Here is a 17,772-nt window from a genome sequence, read left to right on the forward strand (position 1 = left end):
CCGCGCCTCGATGGCTGCGGATCGGGTCCTCGATCCCCCCGGATACGGATGGAGTTGCACGCCGGCGATCAGCCGGTTCAAGCGAGCCGGGAGACATGGGTGGCGTCCCGTCGGCAGTCGTGAAGATTTATCACGTGCTTATGGGTGATCGAGAGACCGGAATGTGGCGCACCACACAGATAAACCAGGACATCGGCCCGAAAGCAGATCAGATCACCGCATCGCGGTGATCTGATCGTTATCCGGATTTGAGCGTTCGCTGAGCGAACGGACCGGGTGACGGGCGGACGGCCGGCGCACGACGGCCGGGTGGCCCGTTCAGAGGGTCTCGATGAGGCTCTCCTGGAGACCGCCGAGCCACAGGTACGCCATCACCATCGGCTTGCGCGGGTCGTCGTCCGGCAGCCGGAACAGCACGGCGCTCTCGTCGTCCTCGGTGATGTCCAGCCGCGCGGCGATGGTCAGGCGCAGGTCGTTGAGCGCCCCGAGCCAGCGCAGCGGCAGCTCCCCGGTCAGCTCCAGCACGGCCGCCCCGTCCCCGGCGGGGGTGAGCCCGTTCAGGCTGTGGACGACCGCCAGCGCGTCCTCCCGCTTGCGGGTGCGCAGGTCGTTCTCGGTGAAGCGGCGGAACTCGGCCGAGCGGGCCCGCAGCTCCTGTGCCTCGGCGCGCCGGGCGCCGTCCTGCGCCTGCGGGCCGGCCCCGTAGGCGTCGGGGAAGAGGCGGGCGAGCGCCGGGTCGGACGGGGGTTCGGTCGGGCCGTCCGAGGCGAACAGCACGGCCAGCGGGTCGGCGTCCGCCGGGGGTTCCGGCTCGCCCGGGCCGATCAGCTCCAGCAGCTGCACGGCCAGCGAACGCAGGATGGAGATCTCGATGTCGTCGAGCGCGATCGCCGCGCCGCCGCCCTGACGGGACTCGAAGGTGCCCATCAGCCGCGGTCCTGCGACAGCGTCGCCCAGAGCCCGTAGCCGTGCATCGCCTGCACGTCCCGTTCCATCTCCTCGCGGGTGCCGCTGGACACGACCGCCCGGCCCTTGTGGTGGACGTCGAGCATCAGCCGGTTCGCCTTGTCCTTGGAGTAGCCGAAGTACGCCTGGAACACGTACGTCACGTAGCTCATGAGGTTGACCGGGTCGTTGTGCACCAGGGTCACCCACGGGACGTCGGGTTCGGGGACCGCGGAGGTCTCTTCGGCCGACTCGGTGCGTTCGATCTCAATGGGAGCAACACTCACCCGTCCCATGCTGCCACTGTGACGGGTCCGTCGCACAAACCGGCCCTACATCTCGTCACTCTGACGAGATGTGCGCTAGCATCCGTGACATGAACCCTGCGGACCTGGGCCTGCCGGTGGACGTGCCGTCGACAGCGCTCTTCACGGACCATTACGAGCTCACGATGCTCCAGGCCGCGCTGGCCAACGGCACCGCCGACCGGCGCTCGGTCTTCGAGGTCTTCACCCGGCGGCTGCCCGAGGGGCGGCGCTACGGCGTGGTGGCGGGCACCGGACGGGTGCTGGACGCGGTGGAGAACTTCCGCTTCGACGGGGCCGTACTGGAGTTCCTGCGGGAGCGGTCCGTGGTCGACGCGGCGACGCTGGAGTGGCTGTCCTCGTACCGCTTCTCGGGCGACATCTGGGGCTACCCGGAGGGCGAGGTCTACTTCCCCGGCTCGCCCCTCCTGCGGGTCGAGGGCAGCTTCGCCGAGTGCGTGCTGCTGGAGACAGTCGTCCTGTCGATCCTCAACCACGACTCGGCGATCGCCGCGGCCGCCTCCCGGATGGCCTCGGCGGCGGCCGGCCGGCCGCTGATCGAGATGGGCGCCCGGCGCACGCACGAGCTGGCGGCCGTGGCGGCCTCGCGCGCCGCGTACGTGGGCGGCTTCACCTCCACCTCGGACCTGGCGGCGGGATTCCGCTACGGGATCCCGACGGTCGGCACGAGCGCGCACGCCTTCACCCTGGTGCACGACAGCGAGCGCGACGCCTTCACCGCACAGGTGGCCTCGCTGGGCAGCGGCACGACCCTGCTGGTGGACACGTACGACGTCGCGGAGGCGGTGCGCACGGCCGTGGAGGTCGCCGGGACGGGCCTGGGCGCGGTGCGCATCGACTCCGGGGACCTGCTGCTGGTCGCGCACCGGGTGCGGCACCAGCTGGACGAGCTGGGCGCGACGGACACGCGGATCGTGGTCACCTCCGACCTGGACGAGTACGCGATCGCCTCGCTGGCGGCGGCGCCCGTGGACGCGTACGGGGTCGGCACGCAGCTGGTGACCGGCAGCGGCCACCCGACCTGCTCGATGGTCTACAAGCTGGTGGCGCGGGCCACGTCGGGCGACCCGAAGGCGCCGCTGCTGCCCGTGGCGAAGAAGTCCTCCGGGGGCAAGACCTCGGTGGGGGGCCGCAAGTGGGCGGCCCGCCGACTGGACGCGGAGGGGATCGCGGAGGCGGAGGTCGTCGGCGTGGGCCCGGTACCGACCGCCCTGGCGGACCGGCAGCTGCTGGTCCAGCTGGTCAAGGGCGGCGAGGTCGTGGCCCGCGAGCCCCTGGAGGCGGCCCGCGACCGCCACCTCGCGGCGCGCGCCGGACTGCCGCTGTCCGCGGCGCAGCTCTCGCGCGGCGAGGCCGTGATCCCGACGGAGTACGTGTAGCCACGGCGCGGGGTCCTCCCCCGGCGGCATGCGCACGGGGCGGTTGCGGCCTCGACGGCGTTTGAGGCGCGGGGGTCCGGGGGCAGGGCACCGGCACGGTGGGGGAAGAGCCCCCGCAGGGTCCCGCCCACCACACATCACAGCGAAGGGCACGCGACATGCACCGCGCACTGATCGTCGTCGACGTACAGAACGACTTCTGCGAAGGCGGCAGCCTCGCGGTCCCCGGCGGCGCCGACGTCGCCGCCGCCATCACGGAGCTGATCGGCCAGGCCACGCCGGGCTACCGGCACGTCGTCGCCACGCGCGACCACCACATCGACCCCGGTCCGCACTTCGCGCGCCCGCCGGCCGAGCCGGACTACGAGAGCTCCTGGCCGGTGCACTGCGTCGCCGGAACCGAGGGGGTCGGCTTCCACCCGAACTTCGCCCCGGCGGTCGCCTCCGGCGCGATCGCCGCCGTCTTCGACAAGGGCGCGTACGAAGCCGCGTACAGCGGGTTCGAGGGCCGGGACGAGAACGGCGCGGGCCTCGCCGAGTGGCTGCGCGAGCGCGACGTGGCGGAGGTCGACGTCGTGGGCATCGCCACCGACCACTGCGTGCGGGCCACCGCCCTGGACGCGGCCCGCGAAGGCTTCCGCACGCGGGTCCTGCTCGACCTCACGGCGGGCGTGGCCCCCCGCACCACCGCCCGCGCGCTGGAGGAGCTCCGGGCGGCCGGGGTGCGCCTCACGGGCGCCCCGGTGCTCGGCGGCGCGTAGCGGGCCGCCAGGCCGCCTCAGGCGCCCCGCAGCAGGGCGCGGATCGGGTGCCAGAGTTCCTGGGCGCGGTCGGGGGTGCCGCGCCAGAGGAGGCCGTCCGGGTGGTGCAGGACGGCGGTGACCTCGTCGGGGGTCGGCGGGTGGGCGTTGCCGCGGAGGTAGACGGCGCGCATGCCGAGGTTCCGCAGCCTGGTCAGGGCGCGGGCCCGGTTCGCGGCGTGCACGAGCACGCGGACGTGCCCGCCGTCGCCGGACGGTCTCGGCAGCATGAGCGCGACCACCACGCTGCCGCCTGGCAGTCTGACGAAACCTCCACCGGGCATGATCTTCAGCTCCCCCGTCAATAAGACAACTTCCGACCCGCATCTAAACGCGATCGGCCGCCGCCCGCTAGGGGGCGACGGCCGATCATGTTTTGACCTGCGGTTTTGCCGGACTACTTGGCGGCGGGGCCGACCTCGACCGTCATCTGGAGACCGTCGTACGGCTCCTTGACGATCTTGATCTTGGTGTTGGTGTCAGTGGTCTGCACCGAACCGGTCGGGTTCTCGTCGTAGAAGTACTTGCCCTTGTGGTCGTCGAAGACGAGGTTCGCGGGCTTCGGCTTGAGGAACAGCGCCTCGCCGTTCTTGTGCAGGGTGAAGGCGTCCGTCGAGTACGCGCTGAAGGTCGCGTCGTACGGCTGGATCTTGTTCCGCAGCAGGGTGCCGTCAGCCCACTTCATCGGCTTGGCGTTGGCGTCGACCGGCAGGATCAGACCCGAGCCCGGGTGCTGGCTCGTGTTGTTGTCCTTCTGGGAGGTGTCCCAGAGCCAGATCAGCAGGCCGTCCTGGTATGGGTAGTGCTCCACCCAGTTCGGCTTGGTGTTGGCGAAGCCGAAGTTGTACGGGCCGACCTTGAGGGTCGAGTCGTACGAGACGTAGCGGCGGTTCTCCGCCAGGTAGTACTGCGGGTACTCCTTGGTGAAGCCCGCACCGACCCGGGAGAAGCCCTTGCCGGTCCAGCCGTTGTCGCCGTTCTCGGCGCCGTCGGTGAACAGCGCGGAGCCGTCCGCGGTGAGGGTGATGGCGTCGGCGGTGAAACCCTTGCCGCCCGCGCCGCCGTCCGTCTGGTAGCGGAAGCGGAGGTCGACCTTCTTGCCCGCGTAGGCGTCCAGCGGGAAGTTCAGCTGCTTCCAGGCACCGGAGACACCGGTCAGCGAGGGGGCGCCGGAGGCGTCGGCCGGGAGGGCCGCACCGTCGGCGGTGCCGGCGAGGGCGGTCCAGGTGGCGCCGCCGTCCGTGGACGCCTCGGTGTACAGGAAGTCGTAGTCCTGCTCGATGTCCCACCAGCCCTTGAGCGACAGGGCGGCGGAGGACTTGCCGGTCAGGTCGACCGAGCGGGTCAGGGTGTTCTTGAGGTCGTCACCCATGTTGCTCCACCACTGCGAGGAGCCCTCGGCGGGAGCGACGATGTCCGTCTTGACCTGCTTCTTCGGCAGCTCGACGAGCAGGGCCTGCTTGTCCTTCGTGTTGTACGCGGAGACGCCCAGCTTGTGGGTGGACTTCGTCGCGGCCTTGGCCTTGTCGTAGTTCAGCCAGCCGAGCTGCAGCTTGCTCCAGGCGTCCATGTCGCCCGGGAGGTTGCCTATGGAGTCCTTGCCGTCGCCGAGCCAGGAGCCCGCCGACATCAGGGACCAGAAGCCGACGCTGTTGTCGCCGCCGCCGCTGGTGTCGTACAGGTCGGGCAGGCCCAGGTCGTGGCCGTACTCGTGCGCGAAGACGCCGAGGCCGCCGTTCTCCGGCTGCATCGTGTAGTCGCCGACCCAGATGCCGGTGTCGCCGATCTGCGTGCCGCCGGCCTTGTTGTCCGCCGGGCCGGTCTTGCCGACGTCGGTGCCGTACGCGTACCAGCGGTGCGCCCACAGCGCGTTGCCGCCCTGCACGCCGCCGCCGGCCGACTCGTCCTCGCCCGCGTGGACGATCTGGAAGTGGTCGATGTAGCCGTCGGGCTCGTTGAAGTTGCCGTCGCCGTCGTAGTCGTTGCGGTCCCACTGGTCGTACTGCGCCAGGGTCGCCTTGATCTCGGCGTCCGACTTGCCGGCCTTCTTCTGGCCGTCGACCCACGCGTTGACGCCGTCCTTGACGGTGTCCCAGACGTTGGAGCAGTTCGTCTGGCCGCAGTAGTTCGAGCCGTAACGGGCCTCGTTGTACGGGATCTTGACCCAGTCGGCGACCTGGCCGTCGACCGAGTAGCGGCCCGAGGAGGTCTTCTCGTAGTAGGTCTTCAGCGAGTTCTTGCCCTGGCCCGTACCGAAGTACAGGTCCTGGAAGTAGTCGCGGCTGAAGTCCTTGCGCCACGCGGTGCTGTTGTTCGTCGCGCGGTCGGGCTGCGCGATCGTGTTGTGCGCCGGTCCGGGGGTGCCGCCGTACTTCGGGGCCGGCGGCTTGGGGCCGTTCGGGCCGTCCGGGTCGTACATGGTCGTGTTGTCGACCTGGTCGCCGAACTCGACGAGGACCGTGAAGATCTTGTCGGTCTTCTCACGGCCCAGCTCGACGTACTTCTTGTCGTCCAGCTTGACGACCTTGGAGGCCCCGTGCTGCTCAACTGCCTTCTTGCCGCTCAGCACCTGGTCGAGGGCCGCCTCGCGGGCCTGCGCCTGCTGCTTGCTGAACGGGCCCGGCAGGTCGTGCTGGACCTGCTCCTTCGACGGAGCGTTCGGGTCCTGGCGGTCCGATGCGGGCGCGCCACCCCGACTCGTGTCGGCCTGTGCCGTGGTGAAGAAGGCGCCCGAGGCCGCGGTGGCGGCCAGCGTCACGGCGACGGCCGCGGCGCGCAGCGTGCGCCTTCTCGTGGATTTGCCGGTCACTTGATGTCGTTCCCCTCCCGCGGCCGCAGCGTTGGTCGGAACGTCTCCAAAGGAGTGGGGGGTTCCGCGCGGCGCGCGTCTCAAGTGACGACATTTGACCGGAGAGAACAGAGAAAAGACAGACCTTGACTTGTTCCTTACAACTGCACTATGCGGGCAACGAGTTCCGCTATTCGGACGTTCCGGCGCCAGTCGGGGCGAAGGGGCGCTTCCCGCCCTCGGCCGGCGCCCTTGGAAAACGCCGCAGGACGGCTGGAGAACCACCACAGGATGCCCGGGAAATGACGCCGTGCGCCCCCCTGTGCTCCCGTGCGAGGCCATCCTCCGGTTAGGGCACGCTTACTGACGGTTCCGCTCGGGCATCCCCCGTCATAGAGTCTGCTGACGCGCGACCAGTTGAGCCGACTCTCCCTCACCGCCTTGAGGACGGATACCGCCATGCCGCGTCCGACTGCCGCACAGCTCGCCTACGGGTCCGCCACCGTCATCGTGTCGACGATCGCCATGCTGCTGCTGTCGCAGACCAGCACGGGGATCGGCATCGCGGTCATCTCCGCCGCCGCGCTCGCCCTCGGGCTCCTCGTCGCGCTCACCGTGCCGATCCCGCGCAGGCGCGGCCGGCACGCCGCCCGGCGGGGCGATTCGCTGCACACGGCCGGTGCGGTCCCCGCCGGCCTGGCGGCCCCGGCGCCGGCACGGGTGCCCGAGCCGCGGGCCGCGTCCGAACACCCCGCGCACCCCGTGCACCACTGAACCGGCGGGCACCCGGCGGTGCGGGCGGGGCCCCGCACCTCCCTAAGTCGTGCGGACCACCACGGTCTTCGCCACCTTGTCGTGCAGCCCCTGCTTGTACGGCTTGTCGACCAGCATCGAGACGATCAGCGCGAGCGGCCACAGGCAGAAGCAGCAGATCAGGGTCGGCACCCACAGCACCGCGCCGCGGCTGAGCGCGGGGCCGGACGGCGGCACGCTGCCGTCGTTGAGCATCGCGACGCGCAGGCCCAGCGCCCGCTTGCCGACCGTCTGCCCGTTCCGCTTGGTGAACCACCAGTCGTAGCCGACGTACGCGACGATCGAGATGAGCGTCCAGAGCAGTCCGCTGCCGTTGTACGACTTCGTGATGACCTCGGTGACGTCCTCGCCCTTGCTCGTGTCGACGGAGTAGCGCCGCGAGCCGAACGGCAGCTGGATCAGGAACAGCGGTACTGCGACGATGATCACATCGATGACGCGGGCGCCGAGCCGCTTGCCGAAGTCCGCGAGCGGGGGCATGCCGGCGAGCGGGTCCGGCATCCCGTACGGCCCTCCGGCGCCGCCGCTCCCGTTGTACTGACCCGGTGGCGGCGGGTAGCCCCCGCTGCCGGGCCCGCCGGGGGGCGGGGGCGGGGGCGGCGGGTAGCCGCCGCCACCGGGCGGCGGACCGTACGGCGAACCGCCCGACGGGGGCGTCGGCTCCTGGGGCCTCTTGCGGAACGGGTCGTCCTCGGGCGGCTGGTCCGGCGGCGGCTGATCGGTGCTCATGGCCCGAGTCGACCCCGGGCGCGCGCACCCCGCAACGGGAAGGCGTCCGTCCGGGGGTGGGACAGGGCCGGGCGGGCGCGGCGCAGGGCCTACCGGGCTACGTACGTCTTCGCCGCCTTGTCGTGCCAGGCCTGCCGGCGGGGCCGGTCGACCAGGCACCAGAGGCTGCCCGGGACGCCGAGGGCCGCGTACACCAGCCAGCGCCGCAGGGCCGCCCCGAAGGTGGGCGGGCGCCGGGTGGCGGTCGCCAGGACCCGGACGCCGAGCAGCTTCTTCCCCGGGGTGCGGCCCCAGCGGGCGGTGGGCAGGACCTCGTAGAGGACTCCGAAGAGCAGGACGGCGGCGAGCACCAGGCCCAGGTAGCCGGTGACGGTGGCGTCGAGCAGCCAGACGGTGGTGTGCCGCCCGATCGCCCGGGCGGCGTCCACCTTGGCCTGGACGTGGGCCGTCACCCGGGGGACGAGGGGCCGGGCGGCACCCGCCGCGACGGCGCCGAGTACGAGGGAGTCCAGGAGGCGGGCGAGGGCGCGGCGGACGAGACCCGCGGGGCGGACGGCCCGCTCGGCCATGCGCTCGAAGACGGCGTGCGCGGTGGGGAGCGGGGCGGCGGCGGGCGCGGGCAGCGGGGCGGCGGCCGGCGCCGGGACTTCGGGCGGGGTCGGCGCCGGGACTTCGGGCGGGGTCGGCGCCGGGACTTCGGGCGGGGTCGGCGAAGTCGGTGGGGTGCGGTCGGCGGCGGGCGCGGGCCGTGGGGGCTCGGGGGCCGGCCTGGGCGCCGTCACCGCCGGACGGGGCCGCGCGGGAGCGGGCCGGGCGGCCGACGCGGGCCAGGAGGAGGTGACCCCGGACGGCGCACCGCCGTCCCCGCCGCCGGGAGCCGCCGGCCACGCGGTCGCCGGGGCGGGGGCCGGGGCGGTTGCCGCGGCGGGGGCGGCCGCCGCCACGGGCGAGCGGGCCGACAGGATGCCCACCGCCTCCGCCGGGGCCTGCGCGGAGTACCGGTCCCCGGGCGGCGCGGCGAGCGCCGCCCGGGCGGGCAGCGCCCCGGCGCCCTCCTCGGGGTGGCCCCAGGACACCCGTACGTCGCGCGGGCCGCCGAAGCCCGCCTGGTGCGCGGGGTCCGCCTGCCAGGCCGCCACCTCGGCCACTGCGGCGGCCACCGGCTCGGGGCCGCGCGCGGGCCGGGGGGCGGGTTCCGGGTCGGGGTCGGGCAGCACCTCGGTCGCGGACGTCTCGTCCGGCAGGGCCGGGCCCGTCCCGTCCGCGGGCGTGGCGGGCCTGCTCGTACCCGGAACCCAGTTCGAGCCGTTCCAGTACCGGACGTACCCGGGGATGGAGGGATCGGGGTAGTAGCCCTCGCGGGCCGCGTGCTCGCCGTCACCAGGGGAGGCCGTCAATGTCCCCAACTCCGATCGTGGCTTGAGGCTGTGAAGGGCAGGACCATAGCGAAGAACCTTCCTCCGGCAGGTCCGGTAACGGGAGAATCCAAGCCTTCGAGCGAACCCTTTCCTCAGCCGCCCGGTTTCGGTCATCCGACAGATTTCGGCCAATCTCCGCTTCACCCCGCGAAGTCGCGTCATACCCCGGCACATCGGGGCTCTCTCCGGACGTGGGGCTCGATCCCGGCCCCGCGCACCGGACGCGAGATCCGCAACGAAGTGAGGCCCCCATGCACCACCCCGTCATCGAGCGCGAGCTGGAACTCAAGCTGGTCCTGTCCCCCGAGCGCAGCATCCCCGTCTCCGCCAGGCTGCTCTACCTGACCGACGACCCGTACGCCGTGCACATCACCTTCCACACCGGCTCCAGCGCCCCGGTGAACTGGACCTTCGCGCGTGAGCTGCTGGTCGAGGGGGTGTTCCGTCCGTGCGGCCACGGAGACGTCCGGATCTGGCCCACGAAGGTCGACAACCGCTCCGTGCTGGCCATGGCGCTCAGCTCGCCCGACGGCGACGCCCTGCTGGAGGCTCCCGCCGCCTGCGTGTCGGCGTGGCTGGAGCGGACCCTGCACGTGGTACCGCCGGGGACGGAGGCGGAGCGGCTCGGCCTGGACGCGGCGCTGGCGGAGCTGCTCACCCCGACCCCGGCGGACGACATGTGGCTGCGGGACCCGTGGCCCTCGGACGAGTCGCCGGACGGGGACTTCTGAGGGCCCCCGGGTGGCGACGCGCGGGCGGTCCGCTCGCCGGGCCCGGAGCCCGTATCAGAACAGCTTGCCGGGGTTCAGCAGGCCCAGGGGATCGAAGGCGCGCTTCAGATTGCGCTGCACCTCCAGCCCCACCGGTCCCAGCTCGCGGGCGAGCCAGTCCTTCTTCAGGACGCCGACCCCGTGCTCGCCGGTGATGGTGCCGCCCAGCTCCAGCCCGAGCGCCATGATGGCGTCGAAGGACGCGCGGGCCCGCCGCGCCTCGTCCTCGTCGGCCGGGTCGAAGCAGACCACCGGGTGGGTGTTGCCGTCCCCGGCGTGCGCGCAGACCCCGATGAGCAGATCGTGCGTACGGGCGATCCCGGCGGTCCCGTCCAGCATCTCGGCGAGCCGCGAGCGCGGGACGCACACGTCGTCGATCATCGTCGCGGGCCGCAGGGCCTCCAGCGCGGTCAGCGACATCCGCCGGGCCTGGAGCAGCAGTTCCGACTCGGCCTCGTCCTCGGCCGGTACGACGGCGGTGGCCCCGGCGCCCGCGCACAGCTGCGCGACGGCGGCGAGGTCGTCGGGCGCCTGCGGGGTGTCGAAGGCGGCGAGCAGCAGCGCCTCGGTGCTCTCGGGCAGGCCCATCTTGCCCAGGGCGTTGACCGCCCGGACGGTCGTACGGTCCATCAGTTCCAGCAGCGACGGCGTGAATCCGGCTTCCATGACGGCGCAGACCGCCGCGCAGGCGGCCGCGGCGGAGGGGAACTCGGCGGCGAGCGCGAGCTGCCGGGGCGGCGCGGGGCGCAGTCCGAGCACGGCCCGCACGACGACGCCGAGGCTGCCCTCGGAGCCGACGAACAGGCGGGTGACGTCGTACCCGGCGACGCCCTTGGCGGTGCGCCGGCCGGTGCGCAGCAGCCGCCCGTCGGCGAGGACCACGTCGAGGCCGAGGACGTACTCGGCGGTGACGCCGTACTTGACGCAGCACAGACCGCCGGACGCGGTGCCGATGTTGCCGCCGATGGTGCACTGCTCCCAGCTGGAGGGGTCGGGCGGGTAGTACAGGCCCTGTTCGGCGACGGCGCGGGAGAGGACGGCGTTGACCACGCCCGGTTCGACGACGGCGATCCGGTCGACGGCGGAGATCTCCAGGATCCGGTCCATCTTCACCAGGGAGAGCACGATGCAGCCCTCGGAGGCGTTGGCGGCCCCCGACAGGCCCGTCCGGGCGCCTTGGGGCACCACGGGGACGCGCAGGGCGGTCGCGGTGCGCAGCACGTGCTGCACCTGTTCCACGGTCCGGGGCAGGACGACGGCGGCCGGTGTGCCGGCGGCGCAGAAGCTCGCCATGTCGGTGGAGTAGGAGGCGGTCACCTCGGGGTCGGTCAGGACCGCTTCCGCGGGCAGCCCGTCGAGGAGCGCTGCGAGGAGTGCCTCGTGGGGCGCTGCTTCGCGCAGGTCCGTGCGGGGTGGGGTGGAGAGGTCATCATCCATGGGGTCAGCGTGGCAGCTGGGGCCATAGGTGTGAACACGGACGCGACCTTCTTCGGACACCCCGGCGTACTCTTCATATTGACGCACAGTGACCCCATGGACCGTATCGACTACGCATCGGAGCAGGCCGAGCCGGCCGTGACGTTCACCGGCCGCAAGACGCTCGTGGCGGCCGCGGTCGCGGTGGTCCTGATCGTCGGGGCCCTGGTCGTCAGGCCGGCCCGGACCGGGGACGACGCGCGGCCGCCCGGCCCCGGTGAGCGGGCGGCGTCGGCGATGGGCCTGGGCGCCCCGGCAGCGGCGGTGGACCTGACGGCGCTGGTCACGGACCGGGAGAAGTGGCTCGCGGCACATCCCGGCGACGAGGCGTCGTGGGCGGTGCTCGGTTCGGCCTACCTGGAGCAGGGCCGGCGCACGGCCGCCGCGGACTGGTTCCCGAAGGCGGAGGGGGCGCTGAAACGGTCGCTGGAGCTGCGGCCCGCCGAGAAGGGCAACTTCGACGCGATGACGGGCATGGGCGCGCTGGCCAACGCCCGGCGCGACTTCGGGACGGCGAAGAAGTGGGGCGAGCTGGTACGGGCGCAGGCGCCGCGGCGCTGGACGGCGTACCCCGTGCTGGTGGACGCGTACACCGGGCTCGGCGACTACAAGGCCGCGCAGCAGGCGCTGGAGCAGCTGAACGAGCTGCACTCGGGGCTGGCGGTGTACGTCAAGGCCTCGCAGGTGTACCGGGACCGCGGCTGGCGCGAGGACGCGGTGATGGCGATGGAGCACGCGGCGGGCGCGGCGAAGGCCCCGGTGGAGAAGGCGTACGCGCTGTTCCGGCTCGGGGAGCTGTCCTGGGAGCGGGGCGACGCGGAGGAGGCGCTGGGCCAGTACGAGGCGGCGCTGCGGACGGACCCGGCGCAGGCGGAGGCGCTGGGCGGCCGGGCGCGGGCGCTGGCCTCGCTGGGGCGGGGCGGGGAAGCGGTACGGGACTACCGGATGGCGCTGGGCCGGGCGACCGTACCGCGGTTGCAGCTGGAGCTGGGCGAGCTGCTGGAGTCGCTGGGCCGGGCGGAGGAGGCACGGGTGCCGTACGAGGCGCTGGGGGCGCTGGCGGCGCAGGAGGGGGCACAGCCGGTGGACGAGAGCGTGGTGCTCGGGCTGTACGAGGCCGACCACCGCGATCCGGAGGCGGCGGTACGGCGGCTGACGCAGGAGTGGGGGCGGCACAAGAGCATGGAGGTCGCGGACGCGCTGGGGTGGGCGCTGCACAAGACGGGCGACGACGCGATGGCGCTGGAGTACGCGAAGAAGGCGACGGAACCGGGGCTGCGGAGCGCGGAGTTCTCCTTCCACCGGGCGATGATCGAGCGCGGCCTGGGCGACGAGGCGGGGTCGCGACGGCACTTGCAGGAGGCCCTGCGGACGAACCCGGGCTTCTCGCCGCTGCGGGGCCCGCTGGCGAAGGAGACCCTGGCCGCCCTGGCCCAGCCCCCACCGGGCGGCCCGGAGAACATGCAGCCGACCACCCCCTGGGTGGCTCCGGACCTCCCCAAGGCCACCCCCAAACCCAAACCCCAGCCCACCCCGCCGGCCAAGCCCGCCCCCGCCGACACCTCCAGCCCCGCCGCCACCCCCAGCCCCGCCGGCGCTTGAGGCGCGGGGCGCGGGGCGGAGCAGCCCGGCCGGCCACATCCAGCCCCGCCGGCGCTTGAGGCGCGGGGCGCGGGGCGGAGCCCCGGAAGCCCGGCGCAGCCGGGGCCGCTCCGCGCGACGGCGCCGCACCGGCGAACGGCCCCGCCGAGCCCCCGCAGGGACCCGGCGGGGCCGCGGCCCGGCACGTCGGCGCAACCTACAGGTTGCCCCGCTTCTCCTGCTCCCGCTCGATCGCCTCGAACAGCGCCTTGAAGTTGCCCTTCCCGAACCCCATGGACCCGTGCCGCTCGATGATCTCGAAGAACACCGTCGGCCGGTCCTGCACCGGCTTCGTGAAGATCTGCAGCAGGTACCCGTCCTCGTCGCGGTCGACGAGGATCTTCAGCTCGCGCAGCGTCTCCACCGGCACCCGCGTCTCGCCGGCCCACTCGCCCAGCGTGTCGTAGTACGAGTCCGGGGTGTCCAGGAACTGCACGCCCGCCGCCCGCATCGACCGCACCGTCGCCACGATGTCGTTCGACGCCAGCGCGATGTGCTGGACGCCCGCGCCGCCGTAGAACTCCAGGTACTCGTCGATCTGCGACTTCTTCTTCGCGATCGCCGGCTCGTTGATCGGGAACTTCACCTTGAGGGTGCCGTCCGCGACCACCTTCGACATCAGCGCCGAGTACTCGGTCGCGATGTCGTCGCCCACGAACTCCTTCATGTTCGTGAAGCCCATGACCTTGTTGTAGAACGCCACCCACTCGTTCATCCGGCCGAGCTCGACGTTGCCCACGCAGTGGTCGATCGCCTGGAAGGTCCGCTTGGCCGGCGGCTCGACCATCGGGTCGACGGCGACGAAGCCCGGCAGGTAGGGGCCGGAGTACTCCTTGCGCTCCACCAGCGTGTGGCGGGTCTGGCCGTACGTCGCGATTGCGGCGAGCACGACCGTGCCGTGCTCGTCCTTGACCTCGTACGGCTCGTCCAGGCCGCGCGCGCCGTGCTCGACGGCGTACGCGTACGCCGCCCGGGCGTCCGGGACCTCGATCGCGAGGTCGATCACGCCGTCGCCGTGCTCGGCGACGTGCTCGGCGAGGAACCGGCCGTGGTCCGTGGCCGCCTTGATGACGGAGGTCAGGACGAAGCGGGCGGAGCCGTTGGTCAGGACGTAGCTGGCCGTCTCGCGGACGCCGTTCTCCGGTCCGGAGTAGGCGACGAGCTTCATGCCGAACGCGGTGGAGTAGTAGTGCGCGGCCTGCTTGGCGTTGCCCACGGCGAAGACGACCGCGTCCATGCCCTTCACCGGGAAGGGGTCTGCCTCACGTGCGGTGGCCGGGGTGGTTTCGAGGTTCGCCAAAGACTCAGTCATGAGCGCAGATTCCCGCCGATCCACAAGCTGCGCAATAGTTTCCATTTCCGCTGTACAGAATGACCAGCACAGCCGCAGGATGACTGAAGGATCTGTGCAGTATGACCACCCGCCGAGCGGTCCGGAGGCAGTCATGGGAATCGACGAACTGGACGGGCGCCTGATCGTGCTGCTGGCCCGCGAGCCCCGGATCGGGGTGCTGGAGGCGTCCCGGCGGCTCGGCGTGGCCCGCGGGACGGTCCAGGCGCGCCTGGACCGGCTCCAGTCCAACGGGGTCATCCGCGGTTTCGGCCCGCAGGTCGATCCGGCCGCACTGGGGTACCCGGTGACCGCGTTCGCCACGCTGGAGATCAAGCAGGGCCAGGGGGCCGACGTACGGGCCCACCTGGACGGGGTGCCGGAGGTGCTGGAGCTGCACACGACGACCGGTCACGGGGACATGCTGTGCCGGCTGGTGGCCCGCTCCAACGCGGATCTGCAGCGGGTGATCGACCGGGTGGTCGGCTTCGGGGGGATCGTGCGGGCGTCGACGGCGATCGTCATGGAGAACCCGGTCCCGCTTCGGATCATCCCGCTGGTGGAGCAGGCGGCCGCGGACGACTGACCCCGGGGACGCGCCAGTTGCAAAGAAACCCTTGCATAGGAACCTTTGCAACTCTACGGTAGGCCCGTGCCCGAGACCCCGGAAGTCCCGCAGCCCCAGCCCCGGTTCGCGTCCCAGCCCCGGCCGCAGCCCCTGGTCCGCACCCTCGACGCCCGCTCGCTGCGCGGGATCGCCCACCCGCTGCGCATGCGCATGCTGGCCGCACTGCGCCACGACGGGCCCGCCACCGCCTCCCAACTGGCCGAACGGCTCGGGGAGTCCAGCGGTTCCACCAGCTACCACCTGCGCCAGCTCGCCGCATACGGCTTCGTCGAGGACGCGCCCGAGCACGGCAAGGGCCGCGAGCGGTGGTGGAAGGCCTCGCACGACGGCATGCGGTTCGACGAGGGCCTGCTCTACGACGACGACCCGGCCACCCGCGGCGCGGCGGACTTCTTCCTGCACGAGGTCGCGACGATCCACACGCAGGAGCTGAGCACCTGGCTCGGCAACGCCCACGCCTGGTCCGCCGAGTGGCGGCACGGCTCCGACCTCAGCGACTTCACGCTGCACCTGACCGCCGAGGAGAGCCGCGAGCTGATCCGCCGGATGCACGACCTGGTCAACGGCTTCCGCGACCTGCCGCCCGCGGAAGGCCGGCTGCCGGTCCGCGTCCACACGCACGCCTTCCCCCGCAACGGCGCCGACACCCCCCGGAGCACGTCATGAGCAGGCGACCCTTAGCGGCGGTGCTCACCGCCAACACCATCTCCATAGCGGGCAGTTCGCTCACCGTCATCGGCGTTCCGTGGTTCGTGCTCCAGACCACGGGCAGCGCCGGCCGGGCCGGCGTCGTCGCCTTCTGCGCCACCCTGCCGGTGGTCGTGGCCGCCCTCGTCGGCGGTCCCGTCATCGACCGGATCGGGCGCCGCCGGGTCTCCGCCGTCTCCGACCTGATCTGTGCGCTGGCGGTCGGCGCGATCCCGTTGCTGCACTACGCGGGGGTGCTGGAGTTCTGGATGCTGTGCGCGCTGATGGCCCTGAGCGGCCTCGTGCACACTCCGGGCCTGACCGCCCGCGGCGTGCTGCTCCCGGACCTGGCCGAGCACGCCGGCACCCCCCTCGCCCGGGCGGCCGGCTTCTACGACGCCGTCTCCCGCGGGGCCCGCATGATCGGGGCGGCCCTGGCCGGAGTGCTGATCGCCGCCTTCGGGACCGAATCCGTCCTGCTGGTGGACGCCGCCAGCTACGCCGCGTCGGCGCTGCTGGTCACCGCCTTCCTGCGGGGCGTCCCGGCGGCCGAACCGCAGCGGGCCGCCGGGAAGGTCTCGTTCGCCGGCTACCGGGCCGACCTGGCGGAGGGCTGGGCCTTCGTGGCCCGTTCGAGGCTGCTGCTGGGCATCACGGTGATGGTGATGACGACCAACGGCCTGGATCAGGGCTGGTCTTCGGTGCTGCTGCCGGTGCACGGCCGCGAGGCCCTCGGCGGCCCCTCCGCGCTCGGCCTGATGGTCTCCCTCTTCGGCGGCTCCGCGCTGCTCGGCGCCCTGCTGTACGGAGCGTGGGGCGAGCGGCTGGACCGCCGGGCGGTGTTCACGGTGGCGTTCCTGCTGTGCGGGGCACCCCGGTACGTGGTGGCCGCCGTCACCGACACTTCGCTGCCGCTCTCGGTGACCATGGCGCTCTCCGGGCTGGGCGCGGGCGTGCTCAACCCGATCCTGTCCACACTGGTCTACGAGCACGTGCCGGACGCGCTGCGCAGCCGGGTCGCCGGGGTGACCACGGCGGGCTGCGAGCTGACCATGCCGCTGGGCGGCCTCGCCGCGGGCCTGCTGGTCGACGGCTTCGGCGCCGCCCCGGCGCTGCTCGCCTTCGGCGGCGTCTACTTGCTGGCGACGCTGAGCCCCCTGGTCTTCCCGGCCTGGCGCGGCATGGACCGCCGGGCGGCGGCGGCCGGTGCGTCCGCGCCGGTCAGCAGGACGGAACCGGCTGCCCCCGGTTCAGCGCGCGAAGGGCGTTCACCGCATCCGTCAGAGAGGTGACGGGGATCAGCTGCAGTCCCTCGGGGAGCTCGGAGCCGGCGTCGGAGCATTCGGCCTTGGGGACGAGGAACACGCTCGCCCCGTCCCGCTTGGCGGCCTGCGTCTTGAGTGCGACGCCGCCGACCGCGCCGACCTCGCCCCCGGCGGTGATGGTTCCCGTACCGGCGACCACCCGGCCGCCGGTGAGGTCACCGCCGCTGCCGTCGCCGTCGAGCTTGTCGACGATGCCGAGGGAGAACAGCAGGCCTGCGCTGGGACCGCCGACGTCGGCGAGGTTGAGGTCGGCCTTCACCGCCTTGGGGTCTTTGTGCAGAAAGCCGAGGGCGGCCTCGGAGGCGGTCGACTGGGACTTGGCCATTTCCTCCAGGTTGTGCGCCTCGATCTCCTTGTCGCTTCCGCCCGTCGGGTAGACGGACTCGCGGGGCATGACGGCCCGGGTGCCGTCGAACCAGCGGGCGACGAGTTCGGGCAGCCGCACCGTCGAGGAGGGGCCGGTGGCCTGGATGGTCGTCATCCGCAGCTGGCCCTTGGTCTCGCGGGTGGGGGCGCCGGTGACGGCGATGACCGGCTTGCCGTCGCGGGCGCCGAGCACGTCGGCGGTGAGCCCCGGCTGGGCGATCACGAAGGGCAGCGGCGCGAAGGCCGCCGCGGCGAACAGCCCGAGGACGGGCACGGCGCAGACGGCCAGGGCAGCGGGACGCGGCAGACGTGTGAGGCGAGAGAGCACGCGGTCAATCTATCGGGCCGCCG

Annotated in this window: 17 protein-coding genes; 8 read left to right on the forward strand and 9 right to left on the reverse strand. The window is 72.6% G+C overall.

The window, feature by feature from the left end; genetic code table 11:
* Positions 1–318 precede the first annotated feature (318 nt).
* Complete coding sequence (locus tag ACWGH1_RS17070) at positions 319–930, reverse strand: DUF2017 domain-containing protein (RefSeq protein ID WP_453356135.1); 612 nt, start codon at positions 928–930, stop codon at positions 319–321.
* A complete protein-coding gene (gene clpS / locus ACWGH1_RS17075) occupies positions 927–1,241 on the reverse strand; it encodes an ATP-dependent Clp protease adapter ClpS (RefSeq protein WP_453356133.1) in 315 nt (104 codons plus the stop codon). The genes ACWGH1_RS17070 and clpS overlap by 4 nt, the downstream gene beginning before the upstream one ends.
* Before the next feature lie 80 nt (positions 1,242–1,321).
* Here clpS and ACWGH1_RS17080 point away from each other — a divergent pair, with 80 nt between their 5' ends.
* Positions 1,322–2,650, forward strand: coding sequence for a nicotinate phosphoribosyltransferase (locus tag ACWGH1_RS17080; RefSeq protein ID WP_453408777.1), 1,329 nt, complete (start codon positions 1,322–1,324; stop codon positions 2,648–2,650).
* Positions 2,651–2,808: 158 nt separating this feature from the next.
* Positions 2,809–3,411 (forward strand): nicotinamidase, encoded by a 603-nt coding sequence (locus ACWGH1_RS17085; RefSeq protein WP_453408778.1) that lies wholly within the window; start codon positions 2,809–2,811, stop codon positions 3,409–3,411.
* A gap of 17 nt (positions 3,412–3,428) precedes the next feature.
* On the opposite strand, the gene ACWGH1_RS17090 is transcribed toward ACWGH1_RS17085, so the two are convergent.
* Entirely contained in the window at positions 3,429–3,734 is a 306-nt protein-coding gene (locus tag ACWGH1_RS17090) for a hypothetical protein (RefSeq protein WP_453408779.1), read from the reverse strand.
* Between the two features lie 113 nt (positions 3,735–3,847).
* A complete protein-coding gene (locus ACWGH1_RS17095) occupies positions 3,848–6,259 on the reverse strand; it encodes an immune inhibitor A domain-containing protein (protein ID WP_453408780.1) in 2,412 nt (803 codons plus the stop codon).
* A gap of 438 nt (positions 6,260–6,697) precedes the next feature.
* Here ACWGH1_RS17095 and ACWGH1_RS17100 point away from each other — a divergent pair, with 438 nt between their 5' ends.
* Positions 6,698–7,012 carry a hypothetical protein gene (locus tag ACWGH1_RS17100; protein ID WP_453356724.1) on the forward strand — a complete coding sequence of 105 codons (315 nt, stop codon included), beginning with the start codon at positions 6,698–6,700 and terminating at the stop codon, positions 7,010–7,012.
* A gap of 42 nt (positions 7,013–7,054) precedes the next feature.
* Here ACWGH1_RS17100 and ACWGH1_RS17105 read toward each other — a convergent pair whose 3' ends face one another.
* Positions 7,055–7,780, reverse strand: coding sequence for an RDD family protein (locus tag ACWGH1_RS17105; RefSeq protein ID WP_453408781.1), 726 nt, complete (start codon positions 7,778–7,780; stop codon positions 7,055–7,057).
* 89 nt (positions 7,781–7,869) lie between these two features.
* The gene (locus ACWGH1_RS17110; protein WP_453408782.1) at positions 7,870–9,177 is read right to left on the reverse strand and encodes an RDD family protein; all 1,308 of its coding nucleotides are present in this window, start codon (positions 9,175–9,177) and stop codon (positions 7,870–7,872) included.
* Positions 9,178–9,449: 272 nt separating this feature from the next.
* Here ACWGH1_RS17110 and ACWGH1_RS17115 point away from each other — a divergent pair, with 272 nt between their 5' ends.
* Positions 9,450–9,929, forward strand: coding sequence for an SsgA family sporulation/cell division regulator (locus ACWGH1_RS17115; RefSeq protein ID WP_453356504.1), 480 nt, complete (start codon positions 9,450–9,452; stop codon positions 9,927–9,929).
* A 54-nt stretch (positions 9,930–9,983) separates the two neighbouring features.
* On the opposite strand, the gene ACWGH1_RS17120 is transcribed toward ACWGH1_RS17115, so the two are convergent.
* Positions 9,984–11,405 carry an FAD-binding oxidoreductase gene (locus ACWGH1_RS17120; RefSeq protein WP_453356505.1) on the reverse strand — a complete coding sequence of 474 codons (1,422 nt, stop codon included), beginning with the start codon at positions 11,403–11,405 and terminating at the stop codon, positions 9,984–9,986.
* Between the two features lie 96 nt (positions 11,406–11,501).
* On the opposite strand from ACWGH1_RS17120, the gene ACWGH1_RS17125 reads away from it, so the two are divergent.
* Positions 11,502–13,046, forward strand: coding sequence for a tetratricopeptide repeat protein (locus ACWGH1_RS17125; protein WP_453408783.1), 1,545 nt, complete (start codon positions 11,502–11,504; stop codon positions 13,044–13,046).
* Between the two features lie 196 nt (positions 13,047–13,242).
* On the opposite strand, the gene hppD is transcribed toward ACWGH1_RS17125, so the two are convergent.
* Positions 13,243–14,397 (reverse strand): 4-hydroxyphenylpyruvate dioxygenase, encoded by a 1,155-nt coding sequence (hppD, locus tag ACWGH1_RS17130; RefSeq protein WP_136214419.1) that lies wholly within the window; start codon positions 14,395–14,397, stop codon positions 13,243–13,245.
* 133 nt (positions 14,398–14,530) lie between these two features.
* On the opposite strand from hppD, the gene ACWGH1_RS17135 reads away from it, so the two are divergent.
* From ACWGH1_RS17135 to ACWGH1_RS17145, 3 genes are all read left to right on the forward strand, one after another.
* Entirely contained in the window at positions 14,531–15,001 is a 471-nt protein-coding gene (locus ACWGH1_RS17135; protein ID WP_190182800.1) for an Lrp/AsnC family transcriptional regulator, read from the forward strand.
* 66 nt (positions 15,002–15,067) lie between these two features.
* Positions 15,068–15,709: an ArsR/SmtB family transcription factor gene (locus tag ACWGH1_RS17140; protein ID WP_453353792.1), complete on the forward strand. Its 642-nt coding sequence runs from the start codon at positions 15,068–15,070 to the stop codon at positions 15,707–15,709.
* Positions 15,706–17,022: an MFS transporter gene (locus tag ACWGH1_RS17145; RefSeq protein WP_453353791.1), complete on the forward strand. Its 1,317-nt coding sequence runs from the start codon at positions 15,706–15,708 to the stop codon at positions 17,020–17,022. The genes ACWGH1_RS17140 and ACWGH1_RS17145 overlap by 4 nt, the downstream gene beginning before the upstream one ends.
* On the opposite strand, the gene ACWGH1_RS17150 is transcribed toward ACWGH1_RS17145, so the two are convergent.
* Positions 16,952–17,749 carry a S16 family serine protease gene (locus ACWGH1_RS17150; protein WP_453353790.1) on the reverse strand — a complete coding sequence of 266 codons (798 nt, stop codon included), beginning with the start codon at positions 17,747–17,749 and terminating at the stop codon, positions 16,952–16,954. The two genes, ACWGH1_RS17145 and ACWGH1_RS17150, sit on opposite strands and share 71 nt — an antisense overlap.
* Positions 17,750–17,772: the final 23 nt, after the last annotated feature.

The sequence above is a fragment of the Streptomyces sp. NPDC054883 genome, from assembly GCF_053610645.1.